Annotated in this window: 13 protein-coding genes; 10 read left to right on the top strand and 3 right to left on the bottom strand. The window is 72.4% G+C overall.

Going from position 1 to position 14,599, the window contains the following annotated elements:
* Positions 1-178 precede the first annotated feature (178 nt).
* Positions 179-613, top strand: coding sequence for a LysM peptidoglycan-binding domain-containing protein (locus ACFFIA_RS26255; RefSeq protein WP_377255051.1), 435 nt, complete (start codon positions 179-181; stop codon positions 611-613).
* Here ACFFIA_RS26255 and ACFFIA_RS26250 read toward each other — a convergent pair.
* The gene (locus tag ACFFIA_RS26250) at positions 597-1,154 is read right to left on the bottom strand and encodes a hypothetical protein (RefSeq protein WP_377255048.1); all 558 of its coding nucleotides are present in this window, start codon (positions 1,152-1,154) and stop codon (positions 597-599) included. The two genes, ACFFIA_RS26255 and ACFFIA_RS26250, sit on opposite strands and share 17 nt — an antisense overlap.
* 340 nt (positions 1,155-1,494) lie before the next feature.
* Between ACFFIA_RS26250 and nrdR the strand changes: the two genes are divergently transcribed.
* Positions 1,495-2,019 (top strand): transcriptional regulator NrdR, encoded by a 525-nt coding sequence (nrdR, locus tag ACFFIA_RS26245; protein WP_377255044.1) that lies wholly within the window; start codon positions 1,495-1,497, stop codon positions 2,017-2,019.
* A 47-nt stretch (positions 2,020-2,066) separates the two neighbouring features.
* Entirely contained in the window at positions 2,067-4,898 is a 2,832-nt protein-coding gene (locus tag ACFFIA_RS26240; protein ID WP_377255042.1) for a vitamin B12-dependent ribonucleotide reductase, read from the top strand.
* Positions 4,899-4,948: 50 nt separating this feature from the next.
* Here the strand turns inward: ACFFIA_RS26240 and ACFFIA_RS26235 are convergent, their stop codons facing one another.
* A complete protein-coding gene (locus ACFFIA_RS26235) occupies positions 4,949-5,074 on the bottom strand; it encodes a hypothetical protein (protein ID WP_377255039.1) in 126 nt (41 codons plus the stop codon).
* Between the two features lie 319 nt (positions 5,075-5,393).
* On the opposite strand from ACFFIA_RS26235, the gene ACFFIA_RS26230 reads away from it, so the two are divergent.
* The 4 genes from ACFFIA_RS26230 (at position 5,394) to ACFFIA_RS26215 (ending at position 8,819) form a co-directional block, all read left to right on the top strand.
* On the top strand, positions 5,394-6,494 hold the full coding sequence (locus ACFFIA_RS26230) for a DMT family transporter (RefSeq protein WP_377255037.1): 1,101 nt from the start codon (positions 5,394-5,396) through the stop codon (positions 6,492-6,494).
* A 20-nt stretch (positions 6,495-6,514) separates the two neighbouring features.
* Positions 6,515-6,793 carry a C1orf53 family protein gene (locus ACFFIA_RS26225; protein WP_377255034.1) on the top strand — a complete coding sequence of 93 codons (279 nt, stop codon included), beginning with the start codon at positions 6,515-6,517 and terminating at the stop codon, positions 6,791-6,793.
* Positions 6,794-6,855: 62 nt separating this feature from the next.
* A complete protein-coding gene (gene lhgD / locus ACFFIA_RS26220) occupies positions 6,856-8,055 on the top strand; it encodes an L-2-hydroxyglutarate dehydrogenase (RefSeq protein ID WP_377255031.1) in 1,200 nt (399 codons plus the stop codon).
* 209 nt (positions 8,056-8,264) lie between these two features.
* Positions 8,265-8,819 (top strand): hypothetical protein, encoded by a 555-nt coding sequence (locus tag ACFFIA_RS26215; protein ID WP_377255030.1) that lies wholly within the window; start codon positions 8,265-8,267, stop codon positions 8,817-8,819.
* A 161-nt stretch (positions 8,820-8,980) separates the two neighbouring features.
* On the opposite strand, the gene ACFFIA_RS26210 is transcribed toward ACFFIA_RS26215, so the two are convergent.
* The gene (locus ACFFIA_RS26210; protein ID WP_377255028.1) at positions 8,981-9,667 is read right to left on the bottom strand and encodes an iron-dependent transcriptional repressor DtxR; all 687 of its coding nucleotides are present in this window, start codon (positions 9,665-9,667) and stop codon (positions 8,981-8,983) included.
* Positions 9,668-9,754: 87 nt separating this feature from the next.
* Here ACFFIA_RS26210 and ACFFIA_RS26205 point away from each other — a divergent pair, with 87 nt between their 5' ends.
* The 3 genes from ACFFIA_RS26205 (at position 9,755) to ACFFIA_RS26195 (ending at position 14,567) form a co-directional block, all read left to right on the top strand.
* On the top strand, positions 9,755-10,588 hold the full coding sequence (locus ACFFIA_RS26205) for a sulfurtransferase (protein ID WP_377255025.1): 834 nt from the start codon (positions 9,755-9,757) through the stop codon (positions 10,586-10,588).
* Between the two features lie 293 nt (positions 10,589-10,881).
* Positions 10,882-12,063 (top strand): acetoin utilization protein AcuC, encoded by a 1,182-nt coding sequence (locus tag ACFFIA_RS26200; RefSeq protein WP_377255022.1) that lies wholly within the window; start codon positions 10,882-10,884, stop codon positions 12,061-12,063.
* Positions 12,060-14,567 (top strand): bifunctional acetate--CoA ligase family protein/GNAT family N-acetyltransferase, encoded by a 2,508-nt coding sequence (locus ACFFIA_RS26195; RefSeq protein ID WP_377255294.1) that lies wholly within the window; start codon positions 12,060-12,062, stop codon positions 14,565-14,567. Before ACFFIA_RS26200 ends, ACFFIA_RS26195 begins: the two co-directional genes overlap by 4 nt.
* Positions 14,568-14,599: the final 32 nt, after the last annotated feature.

Below are 14,599 nucleotides of genomic sequence, written 5' to 3'. Positions count from 1 at the left end.
GATCGGTGGACTCACCGTATCGGCAAGATTGGCCAGTTTCAAACATCTGTACGACCTGCGTGTCGGCGTGTCATGCGTCGAGCCTCGACATCGCACACATGTTCTGGTAGACCATCGTACGTCCGTTCGATCGAACTCCCGTTCGACCAGGAGGTCGGGCCAACCGATGGAGGCCGGTATGCACGCGATGGGGGCACAGGCCGCGGTGAGCGCGGGGAGTGCCGGGGGCGCCTCGGGCGTGACGAGTGTGCTCGCGGTGGCGTCCGCGGCCGGCGTGGTGGTGCCGGCCCGTGGGGGATGGGTGAGGGCCGACACGCGGCCCGCGGTCAAGCCGAGGCTCCGGCTCACCCGGCGAGGGCGGGTCGTGGTGTTCATCTTCTTCCTCCTGCTCGCCGCGACGGTGGTCACACTCGCCGCGACCGCCTCCCGGGCCGCCGACCCGCCGGGCGCCGCGCCGACCACCGTCGTCCAGAGGGGCGACACGCTCTGGTCGCTCGTCGACCGCCACGATCTCAGGGGCAACCGGATCGCGGTGATCGAGGAGATCCGCCGCCTCAACGCCCTGGACGGCTACACCGTCTACGCCGGCCAGGAGCTCAAGCTCCCGCGCTGACCCGGCCGTAGACCTCGGGGATCTCCTCGGTGATCCGCCGCACGGTGCCGGCGACGTCCAGCCGCGAGGTGTCGATGCCGAGATAGCGGTAGTCGGCGCCGGTCGCCTCCCGGATCGTCCGGTCTTCCGGGATCTGGTCGACCATGTCCCGCCACTCCTGCGTGGTCCGCTTTGCCCGGGTCTCCCGCCGGTGGTCCCGTACGTCCTTGTCGACCAGCAGGTCCACGAGGAACACCGCCGAGGGCTGCGGCAGCAGCCGCCGAAAGTCCAGGTAGTCAGCGTGGTCGCGGAGGAAGCTCCCGGCGACGACGTTGGTGTAGCCGGCCCGCCAGAAGCTGTCCACGAGGAGCGCGACGTTGCGGCGCAGCAAGGCGAAGAACTCGTCGTCCATGAGGCAGGGGTTGGTCTGGCCGATGTCCTCGGCGTCGATCCGGGCACCTCGCGGCGTGTGCGGCAACAACGCCCGGACGACCGTCGACTTCCCCGCCCCCTCCTCCCCGTTGACGACCACCAACCGCCACTCCGGCCCCGCCTCAGACATCCATCGATTATCACCACCAACGCCCGTCCGCCCCGGCCCGAACCCCTCAACAGCGTGCAGAAACAAAAGCAAGAACCCATGAGATCCACGACACTGCGACACCAACCGGCAGGAACGACGTTGAGCTTGCGTCAGCGCGTCCGCTGGCCTAACGTCGAACCCCTAGATGTAGTAGTTACAAGGGTGTAAGTCGTCCACAGGTTGGGTTTCGCTCCACACAGCTTTCCCACACGTCATACACAGCCGTGTCCACAGGCCGTGGTGCTCGGCTGGGTATCAGTGTGCGCGGAAACTGTCACAGGGGCGTCATAGCCTGAGGGTGCTGAAGGGAGGTGTGTCGATGCGCTGTCCGTATTGTCGGCACGCCGACTCCCGGGTCGTCGACTCGCGAGAGGCCGACGACGGTCAGCTGATCCGCCGCCGCCGGGCGTGCCCCGAGTGTGGCAAGCGGTTCACGACCGTCGAGGAGGCCGTGCTGGCCGTGGTGAAGCGCAGCGGGGTGACCGAGCCGTTCAGCCGGACGAAGATCGTCGGCGGCGTGCGCAAGGCGTGCCAGGGGCGTCCGGTCGACGAAGACTCGATCGCGATCCTCGCGCAGAAGGTCGAGGAGACCGTCCGGGCCCGCGGTGCCGCCGAGATTCCCAGCCACGACGTGGGCCTCGCCATCCTGGGGCCGCTGCGCGAGCTGGACGAGGTGGCTTACCTGCGGTTCGCGAGCGTCTACCGGTCGTTCGAGTCACTCGGCGACTTCGAGCGGGAGATCGCGTCACTGCGCGCAGCCGCGGCGGCGCGGGAGGGCGGCGGGCGAGCGGAGGAGGCGGCTCATCCTCCGGTGCCCGAGCCGGCCGGTGGTCGTACCCCGTAGGTTTTCGGTTTTTGATCTTTAAGTGTGGTCCAAGGGGGCGTTTGACTATGTCGGGGGAAGGCGTGAGCGCAGGTAAAGGGCGTGCGACACGTAGCGCGAGCGGGGGGCTCAAGGTCGAGCGGGTGTGGACGACCGAGGGCGTCCACCCGTACGACGAGGTGGCCTGGGAGCGCCGCGACGTCGTGATGACCAACTGGCGCGACGGCTCGATCAACTTCGAGCAGCGGGGCGTCGAATACCCCGATTTCTGGAGCATCAACGCGGCCAACATCGTGACGACCAAGTACTTCCGCGGCGCGGTCGGGACGCCGCAGCGGGAGTGGTCGCTCAAGCAGCTCATCGACCGGGTGGTGAAGACCTACCGGGCCGCGGGGGAGCAGCACGGCTACTTCGCCTCGCCGGCCGACGCGGAGATCTTCGAGCACGAGCTGACCTGGATGCTGCTGCACCAGGTGTTCAGCTTCAACTCGCCGGTCTGGTTCAACGTCGGCACGCCCTCGCCGCAGCAGGTCAGCGCCTGCTTCATCCTCGCCGTCGACGACTCGATGGACTCGATCCTCGACTGGTACAAGGAGGAGGGCCTGATCTTCAAGGGCGGCTCCGGCTCCGGCGTCAACCTCTCCCGCATCCGCTCCTCCAAGGAGCTGCTCTCCAGCGGCGGCACCGCCTCCGGCCCGGTCAGCTTCATGCGCGGCGCCGACGCGAGCGCCGGCACGATCAAGTCGGGCGGCGCGACCCGGCGCGCGGCCAAGATGGTCATCCTCGACGTCGACCACCCCGACATCGAGGAGTTCGTGCAGACCAAGGCGCGTGAGGAAGACAAGGTCCGAGCGCTCCGCGACGCCGGCTTCGACATGGACCTCGGCGGTCGCGACATCGTCAGCGTGCAGTACCAGAACGCCAACAACTCGGTCCGCGTCTCCGACGAGTTCATGCGCGCGGTCGACGAGGGCACCAGCTTCGACCTGCGGGCCCGCCTCGACGGCTCGGTCGTGGAGACCATCGACGCCAAGAAGCTCTTCGGCTCGATCGCTCAGGCCGCGTGGGAGTGCGCCGACCCCGGCCTGCAGTACGACGACACGATCAACGACTGGCACACCTGCCCCGAGACCGGGCGGATCACCGCGTCCAACCCGTGTTCGGAATACCTGCACCTCGACAACTCCTCGTGCAACCTCGCCTCGCTCAACCTCATGAAGTTCCTCCGCGCCGACGGGGGCTTCGAGGTGGAGAAGTTCGTGCGGTCGGTCGAGTTCGTCATCACCGCGATGGACATCTCGATCTGCTTCGCCGACTTCCCCACCGAGAAGATCGGGGTCACCACCCGCGCCTACCGCCAGCTCGGCATCGGATACGCCAACCTGGGCGCGCTGCTGATGGCCTCCGGCCTGCCGTACGACTCCGACGGTGGCCGCTCGGTCGCCGCCGCGATCACGTCGCTGATGACCGGCACCGCCTACCGTCGCTCGGCCGAGTTGGCCGGCGTGGTGGGCGCCTACGAGGGGTACGCGCGCAACGCCGAGCCGCACAAGCGGGTCATGCGCAAGCACGCCGCCGCCAATGACGCGATCAAGCCGTCCCACCCGGTGGCCACCGCGATCGTGCGCGAGGCGACCAAGCAGTGGACGCAGGGCAACAAGATCGGCGACAAGAGCGGCTGGCGCAACTCGCAGGCCTCGGTCCTCGCCCCCACCGGCACCATCGGCCTGATGATGGACTGCGACACCACCGGTGTGGAGCCCGACCTGGCGCTGGTCAAGTTCAAGAAGCTGGTCGGCGGCGGCTCGATGCAGATCGTCAACCAGACGGTGCCGCGGGCGCTCCGCGCGCTCGGCTACCCCGAGGAGCAGGTCGAGGCGATCGTCGAGCACATCTCCGAGCACGGCCACGTGGTCGACGCGCCCGGCCTCAAGTCGGAGCACTACGCGGTCTTCGACTGCGCGATGGGCGAGCGTTCGATCGCGCCGATGGGCCACGTGCGGATGATGGCGGCGGTGCAGCCGTTCATCTCCGGCGCCATCTCCAAGACGGTCAACATGCCAGAGTCGGCCACCATCGAGGATGTCGAGCAGATCTACTACGAGGGCTGGAAGCTCGGCCTCAAGGCGCTCGCCATCTACCGCGACAACTGCAAGGTGGGGCAGCCGCTGTCGGTCGCCAAGAAGCCCGCCGCGGTCGTCGAGGTCGCCGCTCCCGCGCCGGTCGTGGAGTACCGTCCGGTCCGCAAGCGGCTGCCGAAGAAGCGCCCCTCCGAGACGGTGTCGTTCTCGGTCGGCGGGGCCGAGGGCTACCTCACCGCCTCGTCCTACCCCGACGACGGCCTCGGTGAGGTCTTCCTCAAGATGTCCAAGCAGGGCTCGACGCTCGCCGGCGTGATGGACGCCTTCTCGGTCGCCATCTCGATCGGCTTGCAGTACGGAGTGCCGCTGGAGACGTACGTCAGCAAGTTCACCAACATGCGCTTCGAGCCGGCGGGCATGACCGACGACCCGGACATCCGCATGGCGGCGTCGGTGATGGACTACATCTTCCGGCGGCTGGCGCTCGACTTCCTGCCGTACGAGCGCCGCGCCGAGCTGGGCATCTTCACCGCCCAGGAGCGGGCCGCCCAGGTCGCGGCGGAGTCCGAGGGCACGCTCGACCTGGCCGGCATGGCCCAGTCGGCTCCCGTGTCCGCACCGGTGCCCCCGTCGTCCGCGGCCACCGACGAGGCGGACGCCAAGCCGGTGCACCAGGTGGGCTCGTCGACCGAGTTGCTGGAAGCGGTGATCGGCAAGGCGGCCGACGCGCCGCTCTGCTTCACCTGCGGCACCAAGATGCGCCCGGCGGGTAGCTGCTACGTCTGCGAGGGCTGCGGCTCCACCAGCGGTTGCAGCTGACGGTTCTCTCGTGTCGTGGCCGCCCCCGGGAGGGGGCGGCCACACGCGTATCAGGCGGCGGCGCGAGTGAGGTACATGTGCCAGTTGGTCTCCCACTCGTCGCTGCCCGCGAGGCGCTTGACGAGGTGGCGGTTGGCGACGTGCCAGGTGCCGATCAGGAAGTCGAAGTCATTCATGGGGGCATCATCGGGCGGGCGACTGACGCCCAGTGGCAGGAATTCCGGCGACGTTTCCGCCCGTACCAGCTAGGTTCTGTCCCGTGCATCTCGGCGTGCTTCCCCCTCCCGTCCGCTAGCGCGGCGACCACCGACCTTCGCCGGCTTTCGCCAGGCCGCTGCCCGCGGCCAAGGCGGCCGGTCGCACGTTGGTGGTCACCGCACTGGCGGGCGGCCCTCCACTGAGCGACGCCGCCGCCGGACCCGGTGAGGTCCGACGGCCGATGGTTGCCGCCCGCGTTCGCGTGGTCCCGTCAACTATCCACAGTGGAGTTTTCGCATGCCCGCACGTGGTTTCCTGTCCATCGCCGTCGCCGCGACCGCCTGGGGTACGGGCGGCGCCGTCGCGGCCCTCCTCTACCGCACCAGCGGCCTCGGCCCGATCGCCGTGTCGTGGTGGCGCTTCGCCATCGGCGCCGCCATCCTCTCGGCCATCGTCACGATGCGGCGCCGCCGCACCCCGCTCATCGCCCATTCCTCGCCCGTGGCCGTGGCCGTGGCCGTGGCCGTGGTACGGCGGCACCGCACCCCGCTAGCCCGCCGCCGCTGGGGCACGCTCGCCGCCATCGGCGTGGGGCTGGCCGTCTATCAGACCGCGTTCTACGGCGCGGTCGCCCACACCGGGCTGGCCGTCGGCACGGTCGTCACGCTGGGCGCGGGTCCGGTGCTGATCGCGTTCGGCGCCCGGGTCACGATGGGCGAGCGCCTCGGCCGCCCCGGCATGGCCGCCGTCGCGCTCGCGCTCGCCGGCCTGGTCCTGCTGACCGGTGGATCAACCGAAGCGGGTACCCGCCCCGCCCTCGGCATCGGCCTGGCCCTCCTCTCCGCCGCCGGCTACGCGGTGGTCACCCTCCTGACCCGATCCCGGGGTACGGCGGGACGCCCCTACGACACCGCGCTCGCCGGCTTCGTGGTCGGAGGAGTGTGCCTGCTCCCGCTCGCGCTCGCCGAAGGGCTGCTGCCCGGCAGCGTGGCCTACGGTGCCGGCACGGTCGCCTGGCTGCTATACCTCGGCGCGGTGCCGAGCGCGCTCGCGTACGGCCTCTTCTTCGCCGGCCTCGCCCGCGTACGCGCGGCGACCGCCTCGGTCGTGGCGCTGCTGGAGCCGGTCGTGGCGGCCGGGATCGCGGTGACGCTGCTTGGCGAGCGGCTCTCCGGCGCGGCCGTGGCGGGGACGGCGGTGCTGCTGGGCGCGGTGGCCGCGCTGGTCGCGACGGAGCGCGCCGCGCCTGCCACCGTGCCGGGGAGCGCGGCGCCGGAGAGCACCGTGCCGGGGAGCGCGGCGCCGGAGAGCACCGTGCCGGAGAGCGCGGCGCCTGCCGCCCTTCCAGGGAGCGTGGTGCCGACCACCGTGCCGGAGGACGAGGCGGCGGCGAGGTAGGCCGGCGATAGGGTCGGGGCGTGGACCGGCGTGGAGCCCCTGAAGACGCGGAGCCTCTCGCGCCCCGACCCCTCGACGAGCCTCATCCGTCCCGGCTGCCGCTCGACCACCCCCGCCGTGAGGAGATCATCGCCGCGCACGACGCCGCCCTCGCGGCCGGTGACGCCGGCTACCTCGACCCCGACACCGGCCTCTTCGTGCTGACCGCCGGCTTTCACGCCAAGCGCGGCAACTGCTGCGGCCGAGGCTGCCGCCACTGCCCCTACCTGGACGGCGTCGAGATCCAGACGAGCGGCTGAGCCGGCGTCGGCAGGCTGACCGATCAGGGCCGCGGGCGCTGGGGGCAGGGTACTGTCCGGCCATGGCGAAGTTTGTGGTGGTCGGGGCCGGCATCGTGGGCCTCGCGGTCGCGCACCGGATCACCCAGGAGTTTCCGGACGCGCAGGTCACCGTGCTGGAGAAGGAGGCGCGGGCGGCCGCGCACCAGACCGGCCACAACTCCGGCGTGATCCACGCGGGCGTCTACTACAAGCCGGGCAGCCTCAAGGCGACCCTCTGCCGGGCCGGCTCGCAGTCGATGGTCGAGTTCTGCGTCGAGCACGGCATCCCCCACCAGGTGTGCGGCAAGCTGATCGTGGCCACCGAGGAGGAGGAATTGCCCCGCCTCCGCGCGCTGCACGAGCGCGCCGTGGCCAACGGCCTGCCGGTGCGGTTGCTCGACCGGGCCGAGGCCAGGGAGTACGAGCCGCACGTCAACTGCGTACAGGCGCTGCACGTCGCCTCGACCGGCATCGCCGACTTCACCGCGGTGTCCCACACGCTCGCCGCCCTCGCCGAGAAGGCGGGCGCCGAGGTGCGCTTCGGGGCCAAGGTGACCGGCATCGCGGCACGCGGCGACCGTCAGATCGTCGAGACGACACTCGGCGACGTCCGCGCCGACGTGCTGGTCAACTGCGCCGGGCTGCACGCCGACCGGGTGGCGCGGCTGGCGGGAGTCGACCCGCCGGCACGGATCATCCCGTTCCGCGGTGAGTACTTCGAGCTGCGCGCCGACCGGCGTGACCTGGTGCGTGGGCTGATCTACCCGGTGCCCGACCCGCAGTTCCCGTTCCTCGGGGTGCACCTGACCCGCATGGTCGACGGCACCGTCCATGCTGGACCCAACGCGGTGCTCGCCCTGGCCCGCGAGGGCTACAACTGGGCCCGGGTCAACCCGCGCGACATCGCCGACTTCGCTGTCTACTCCGGACTGTGGCGGCTCGCCCGGCGCCACTTCGGATACGGCCTGACCGAGGTGCGGCGGTCGCTCTCCACGCGGCGGTTCGCGCAGAGCCTCGCGCGCCTGGTGCCGGAGGTGACCGAGGGCGACCTGGTGCGCACCGAAGCGGGCGTACGCGCGCAGGCCATCGCCCCGGACGGTTCGCTGGTCGACGACTTCCTGATCGTGACGCGGGAGCGGCAGGTACACGTGCTCAACGCCCCCTCGCCGGCGGCCACCAGCTCGTTGGAGATCGCGAAGCACATCGTGTCGCACATGCCGGGGTTCCCTGCCGCCCGCTGAGGGCCTATCGTGGCCGACGGACTTTCGGGTCTGTCCGCGGATCCGCGTTCGTGGTGGGCCAGGCGCCGCCTGGACCTCGCCCGCGCCCGCCGGACCGATCCCGGAGCGGGCGCCCGCGTGGCGCCGGCTGGGCGCGCTGGCCTGATCGGGCACCGGCGCGCCGGGTCTGAGCAGCGATCACGCAATGCCGCGGACAGGAGGACCACCACTTGCGTACGCGCGCGCGGCGCCTCGGCGCCAGCCTGTTGCTGCTGCTCCTCGCCGGCTGCGGGGCCGAGGCTTCGGCCGACACACCGCCCACGCCCGCGCCGGTGGCCCCCGAGATCCCCGCGGCCGCGGCGGGAGGCGTCTGCCAGCTGCTCGACTACGTGCTGATCGAGCGGATCGTGGGCGTCAAGTTCGACGTGGCGGCGGCCCGCAAGGTCGACAAGACCTACACCTGCGCCGTGCAGTCGATGAGCGCCCCGCGCCCCGACCTCGTGCTGTCGGTGACCGTCACGCAGGCCGATGCGGCGATCTTCCAGGAGGAGCTGACGCCCGAGGGCGCGGCCGCCGTCAAGGGCCTGGGCAAGGCGGCCTACCGGCAGATCCGGGGCGCCGGCGGCACCGCCGGACCCGGCGTCGAGGTGGGGTGGCTGACCGCCGACGCGCGGCTGATCGTGCTGCGCTACACGTCCGCCCAGGGCGAGCCGAAGTCGACCGCCGACGCGCTCGCCCCCAAGCTGGTCGACCTCGCCAAGGAGATCAACCAGACCAGCGTCTAGCAAGATCCGTTTCACGAGATTTGAGCTGCCGCGATGCCCGTCGCGGTCCAGACCGCTGCTCCCGCAGCCTCGCCCTCCGCGGTTTCACGATCCACTAATGGCGGGCCGGGAGATACATCGGGCCGGCCCGAAGGCCGCCCCGAGGAGAGCTTGGCGAGCGGCTAGCGAGCCGCCACGAAGACGCGTGAGGCCACCTCGCGCGGGAGGCGGACCTTGTCGCCGGAGCGGTCGATGGTCACGCCGTCGCGCTCCTGAGCCACCGTCACGGTCACGCCGGGGTCGACGCCCGCCGCGTGGAGCTGGCGGAGCACATCGGCATCGGTCTGAACACTCTCGCAGATGCGCCGGACCACGACCTGGCCGGTGAGGCCAGGGAACGCGAGATTGCGCTCGCCACCGTCGTCACCGCCGACGGCCGGGAACGCGCCGTTGCCGAGTGCGTCGAGGCCCGGGATCGGGTTGCCGTAGGGGGAGCGGGTGGGGCGGTTGAGCAGCTCGTAGACCTTCTTCTCCACCGTGTCGCTCATGACGTGCTCCCACCGGCAGGCCTCCTCGTGGGCCTCCTCGTAGGGCATGCCGATCACGTTGACCAGCAGGAGCTCGGCGAGGCGGTGCTTGCGCATCACCGAGACGGCGTGGAGACGACCGGTCTCGGTGAGCTGGAGGTGGCGGTCGCCCTCGACGGTGAGCAGCCCGTCGCGCTCCATCCGGGCGACGGTCTGGCTGACAGTGGGGCCGCTCTGGTGGAGCCGCTCGGCGATGCGCGCACGCAGCGGTGGAACACCCTCCTCTTCGAGCTCGAGGATGGTCTTCAGGTACATCTCAGTGGTGTCGACCAAGTCGTTCACAGTGCAGCCCTCCCTGCACCATGCTACCCCTGCGCGACGGCGCAGCCTGTCCCGCAGCGCGGCACTCGCGGTGGTTGACTGGACCGCGTGACCGTACCCGAGGATCTTATCGCGGACCCAGCCCTCCTCGCGACGGAGCTGAGGTCCGATATTCCCCCAACGCTGATCGATGTCCGGTGGCGTCTGGCCGGCCCACCGGGCCGCGATGACTACGCCGCGGGCCACCTGCCCGGCGCCGTCTTCCTCGACCTCGACGCCGACCTGTGCGGCCCGCCGGGCGACGGTGGGCGCCATCCGCTGCCCGACCCCGCCAACCTCCAGCGCGTGCTGCGTGAGGCCGGGGTGCGCGAGGGTCACCCGGTCGTGGCATACGACCTCGGCGACGGCCTCTCCGCCGCCCGCGCCTGGTGGACCCTGCGCTGGGCGGGGCACGCGACTGTGCGGGTGCTCGACGGTGGCTACCCGGCGTGGGTCGCGGCCGGGCTGCCGGTGACCACCGAGGTGCCGAGCCCCGAGCCGGGCGACATCACGGTGCGCCCGGGCGGCCTGCCGGTGCTCGACGCCGAGGCGGCCGGGCGGCTGGCCAGCGAGGGCGTGCTGGTCGACGTACGGGCGGCGCCCCGATACCGGGGTGAGGTGGAGCCGGTCGACCCGGTCGCCGGGCACATCCCCGGCGCGGTCAACCTCCCGACCACCGACCATCTCGAGGCCGACGGCCGGTTGCGCGCCGCCGGCGCCATCCGGTCGCGGTTCGCCGAGGCCGGTGTCGACGAGGGGGTACGGGTCGGCGCGTACTGCGGCTCAGGGATCACCGCGGCGCACACCGTACTCGCGCTCCACCTGGCCGGTCGCACGGACGCCGCGCTCTACGTGGGGTCGTGGAGTGAGTGGATCACGGACCCCGACCGCCCCGTGGCCTGAATCCACGGGCGCTTTCGCCCGCGTCCGCGCTACGGGGTGCGGCTGCTCGTAGCCGTGCGACGATGAGCCGCATGAGCGGGAGTCGCGAGGCTACGGGCCTTGGGCGGGACGGTGGACGAGCGCCGAGCGACGGAGCGGGGTGGGCATGAGCGGGAGTCGCGAGGCTACGGGCCTTGGGCGGGACGGTGGACGAGCGCCGAGCGACGGAGCGGGGTAGGCATGAGCGGGAGTCGCGAGGCTGCGGGCCTCGGGCGGGACGGTGGACGAGCGCCGAGCGACGGAGCGGGGTGGGCATGAGCGGGAGCACGGTGGTGGTGTGGGACGAGGCCCTGCTGGGATACGACATGGGCGATCACCCGCTCGACCCGGTGCGCGTGGAGCTGACCATCGCGCTCGCCCGTGAGCTGGGCATCCTCGACCGCGCCGGCGTGCGCGTCGTGGCGCCCAAGCCGGCCGACGACGCCGCGCTCACCCGCGTGCACCGTCCGGACTACGTCGCGGCGGTGCGGGCCGCGCCGGACGACCCGTTCTTTACCGGCTGGGGGCTCAACACGCCGGACAACCCGATCTTCGACGGCATGCACGAGGCGAGCGCGCTGGTCTGCGGCGCCACGCTCGCGGCCGCCGAGGCGGTGTGGCGGGGTGAGGCGAAGCGGGCGGTCAACGTCGCCGGCGGGCTGCACCACGCGATGCCCGCGCGGGCGGCCGGCTTCTGCGTCTACAACGACCCCGCCGTCGCCATCGCCCGCCTGCTCGACCTGGGCGCGGAGCGGGTCGGCTACGTCGACATCGACGTACACCACGGCGACGGAGTGCAGGCGGCCTTCTACGGCGACCCGCGCGTGCTCACGGTCAGCCTGCACGAGACGCCACTCACGCTCTTCCCCGGCACCGGCTTCCCCGAGGAGACCGGTGGCGAGGGGGCCGAGGGCACCTCGGTCAACGTCGCCCTCCCGCCGGGCACCGCCGACCCGGGCTGGCTGCGCGCCTTCCACGCGGTGGTGCCGTCGGTGCTCCGCGCGTTCCGGCCGCAGGTGCTGGTGACCCAGTGCGGCGCCGACAGCCACCGGCTCGACCCGCTGGCCGACCTGCGCCTCTCCGTCGATGGGCAGCGCGCCGCCCACCTCGCGCTGCGCGAGCTCGCCGAGGAGCTGTGCGAGGGGCGGTGGGTCGCGACCGGCGGTGGCGGATACGCGCTGGTCGAGGTCGTCCCGCGGACCTGGACGCACCTGCTGGCCACCGCGACCGGCGACCCGATCGCGCCGGCGACGCTCACCCCGCTGGAGTGGCGCGCGCTGGCCAAGCGCCGGCGGCCGGAGCGCGAGGTGCCGCTGCGGATGACCGACGACGCCGACGTGTCGTACCTGCCGTGGCAGCCGGGGAGCGAGCCGGACGCGGTCGACCGCGCCATCGTGGCGACCCGCAAGGCGGTGTTCCCGTTGCACGGCCTCGACCCCCACGACCCCCGGGACTGACCACTGTGGACCGCGCCGCGGACGTGTTGCTGAGCGACGGCGGGGCCGTCCACCTGCGACAGATCCAGCCGGAGGACGCTCCCGCCATCGTCGCCATGCACTCGCGCTTCTCCGAGCGCACGCGATACCTGCGCTACTTCTCGCCGTACCCCCGGATCCCCGAACGCGACCTGCGGCGCTTCGTCACCGTAGACCACGACGCGCGTGAGGCCTTCGTGATCGAGACGGGCGACCGGATCCTGGCGGTCGGCCGGTACGAGCGGCTCGGCCCGGAGTCGCAGGACGCCGAGGTGGCATTCGTGGTGGAGGACGCACACCAGGGGCGGGGGATCGGCTCGGTGCTGCTGGAACACCTCGCCGCCGCGGCCCGGGAGGCGGGCGTGCGCCGGTTCGTGGCCGAGGTGCTACCCGAAAACTCGGCGATGCTCCGGGTCTTCGCCGACGCCGGCTACCAGATCCAGCGCCAGTACGCGGACGGCGTCGTGCACCTCGCCTTCCCGATCGAGCCGACCGAGCAGTCGCTCGAGGTGCAGTGGCGGCGGGAGCAGACGGCCGAGGCGCGGTCGATCGCGCGGCTGCTCAGCCCGCGCGGCGTGGTGGTCTACGGGGCCAGCGCGAGCGGCCACGGCATCGGCGCGGCGATCCTGGGGCACCTGCGCGACGGCGGCTTCACCGGTGCCGTACATCCCATCCATCCCACCGCCGACCTCGTCGGTGGCCTGCCCGCGCTCCGGTCGGCGCGGCTGGCCGAGGGCATCGACCTCGCGGTGGTGGCGGTGCCGCCGCCGGCGGTGCCCGGCGTGGTCGACGACGCGGCCGCCGCCGGCGTCCACGGCCTCGTCGTGGTCTCGGCCGGCTTCGCCGAGACGGGTACGGAGGGCGGGGCGGCCGCCGAGCGGGAGCTGACCCGGGCGGCGCACGCGGCGGGCATGCGGGTCGTCGGCCCCAACTGTCTCGGCGTGGCCAACACACACGAGCAGGTACGCCTCAACGCCACGCTCGCCCCGCGGCTGCCGCGGCCGGGGCGGGCCGGCTTCTTCAGCCAGTCGGGCGCGCTGGGCGTGGCGCTGCTGGCCGAGGCGGACCGGCGCGGCCTGGGGCTGTCGACCTTCGTCTCGGCGGGCAACCGCGCCGACGTCTCCGGCAACGACCTGATGCAGTACTGGGAGGACGACCCCGCGACCGACGTGATCCTGCTGTACCTGGAGAGCTTCGGCAACCCGCGCAAGTTCGCCCGGCTGGCCCGGCGGATCGGGCGTACCAAGCCGATCGTGGCGGTCGCCTCGCCGGCCCGGCCGCCCGGCGGGGCTGGTCCCGACCGGGCAGGTGTGGCGGCGCTCTTCGCCCACGCCGGCGTGATCCGCGTGGACACGGTGGTCGAGCTCTTCGACGTGGGCGTGCTGCTGGCGCACCAGCCGCTGCCGACCGGCCGCCGCGTCGGCATCGTGGGCAACTCGACCGCGCTGACCCAGCTCGCCGCGGCCGCCTGCGCGGATGGCGGGCTGGCGGTCGCTCCGGGCTACCCGCGCGACGTACCGCCCCAGGCCGGCGCGCACGACTTCGGCGACGTGCTCGCCGAGGCGGCCACCGACGGGGGAGTGGACGCGCTGGTGGTGGCCGTGGCGCCGCCCGTACCGGGGCAACTTTTCGATGAGGACGCCGACTTCGCCACCGCGCTGGCGAGCGTGGCGCTGGCCGGTGACAAGCCGACGGTGGTGACGTCCCTCGTCGACCGGATGCCGGCCGGCCTGCCCGCGTACGCCACCGTGGAGGAGGCGGTGCGCGCGCTGGCCCGCGTCTCCGCGTACGCCGACTGGCTGCGCCGTCCACCTGGGACGGTGCCCGAGGTGGCCACAGTGGACTCGTTCGACGTGCTGACCGCATACGGGATCGAGGTGGTCCCCTCGCTCCCGGCTGAGTCGGCGCAGGAGGCGGTGGCGGCGGCGGAGCGGCTGGGCTACCCGGTGGCGCTCAAGTCGGCGGGGGAGGCACTGCGGCACCGCCTCGACCTCGGCGCGGTGCGGCTCGACCTGGCCGACGGGTCAGCGGTCTCCCGGGCGTACACGGAGATGGCCGAGCGCTTTGGCAGCGGCGTGCTGGTGCAGGCGATGGTGCCGCCGGGCGTCGCGTGCGTGGTGGAGCTGGTGGAGGACCCGGCGTTCGGGCCGGTGGTGGGCTTCGGGCTGGGCGGCGTCGCCACCGAGTTGCTCGGCGACCGGGTCTGGCGGCCGGCCCCGCTGACCGACCGGGACGCGGCCGCGATGCTCGACGAGCCGAGGGCGGCGCCGCTGCTGCGCGGCTACCGGGGCGCGGGGCCGGTCGACCGGGAGGCGCTGGCCCGGCTGCTGATCCGCGTGGGCCGGCTGGCGGACGACCGGCCCGACGTACGCGAGCTGCGGCTCAACCCGGTACTGGCGCGGGTCGACGGGCTGTCGGTGCTGCACGCCGAGGTGGTGCTCGGGCCGCCCGCCGCGCGCCCCGACACCGCCCCGCGCCGTCTCTGATACTGAGACGGCTCTCCCAGATTCTGGGCGGG

Source organism: Phytohabitans kaempferiae, from assembly GCF_042433955.1.
Classification (GTDB): Bacteria; Actinomycetota; Actinomycetes; order Mycobacteriales; family Micromonosporaceae; genus Phytohabitans; species Phytohabitans kaempferiae.
The sequence above is the reverse complement of the archived record's forward strand: the minus strand, read 5'-3'. Positions and strand labels throughout refer to the sequence as shown.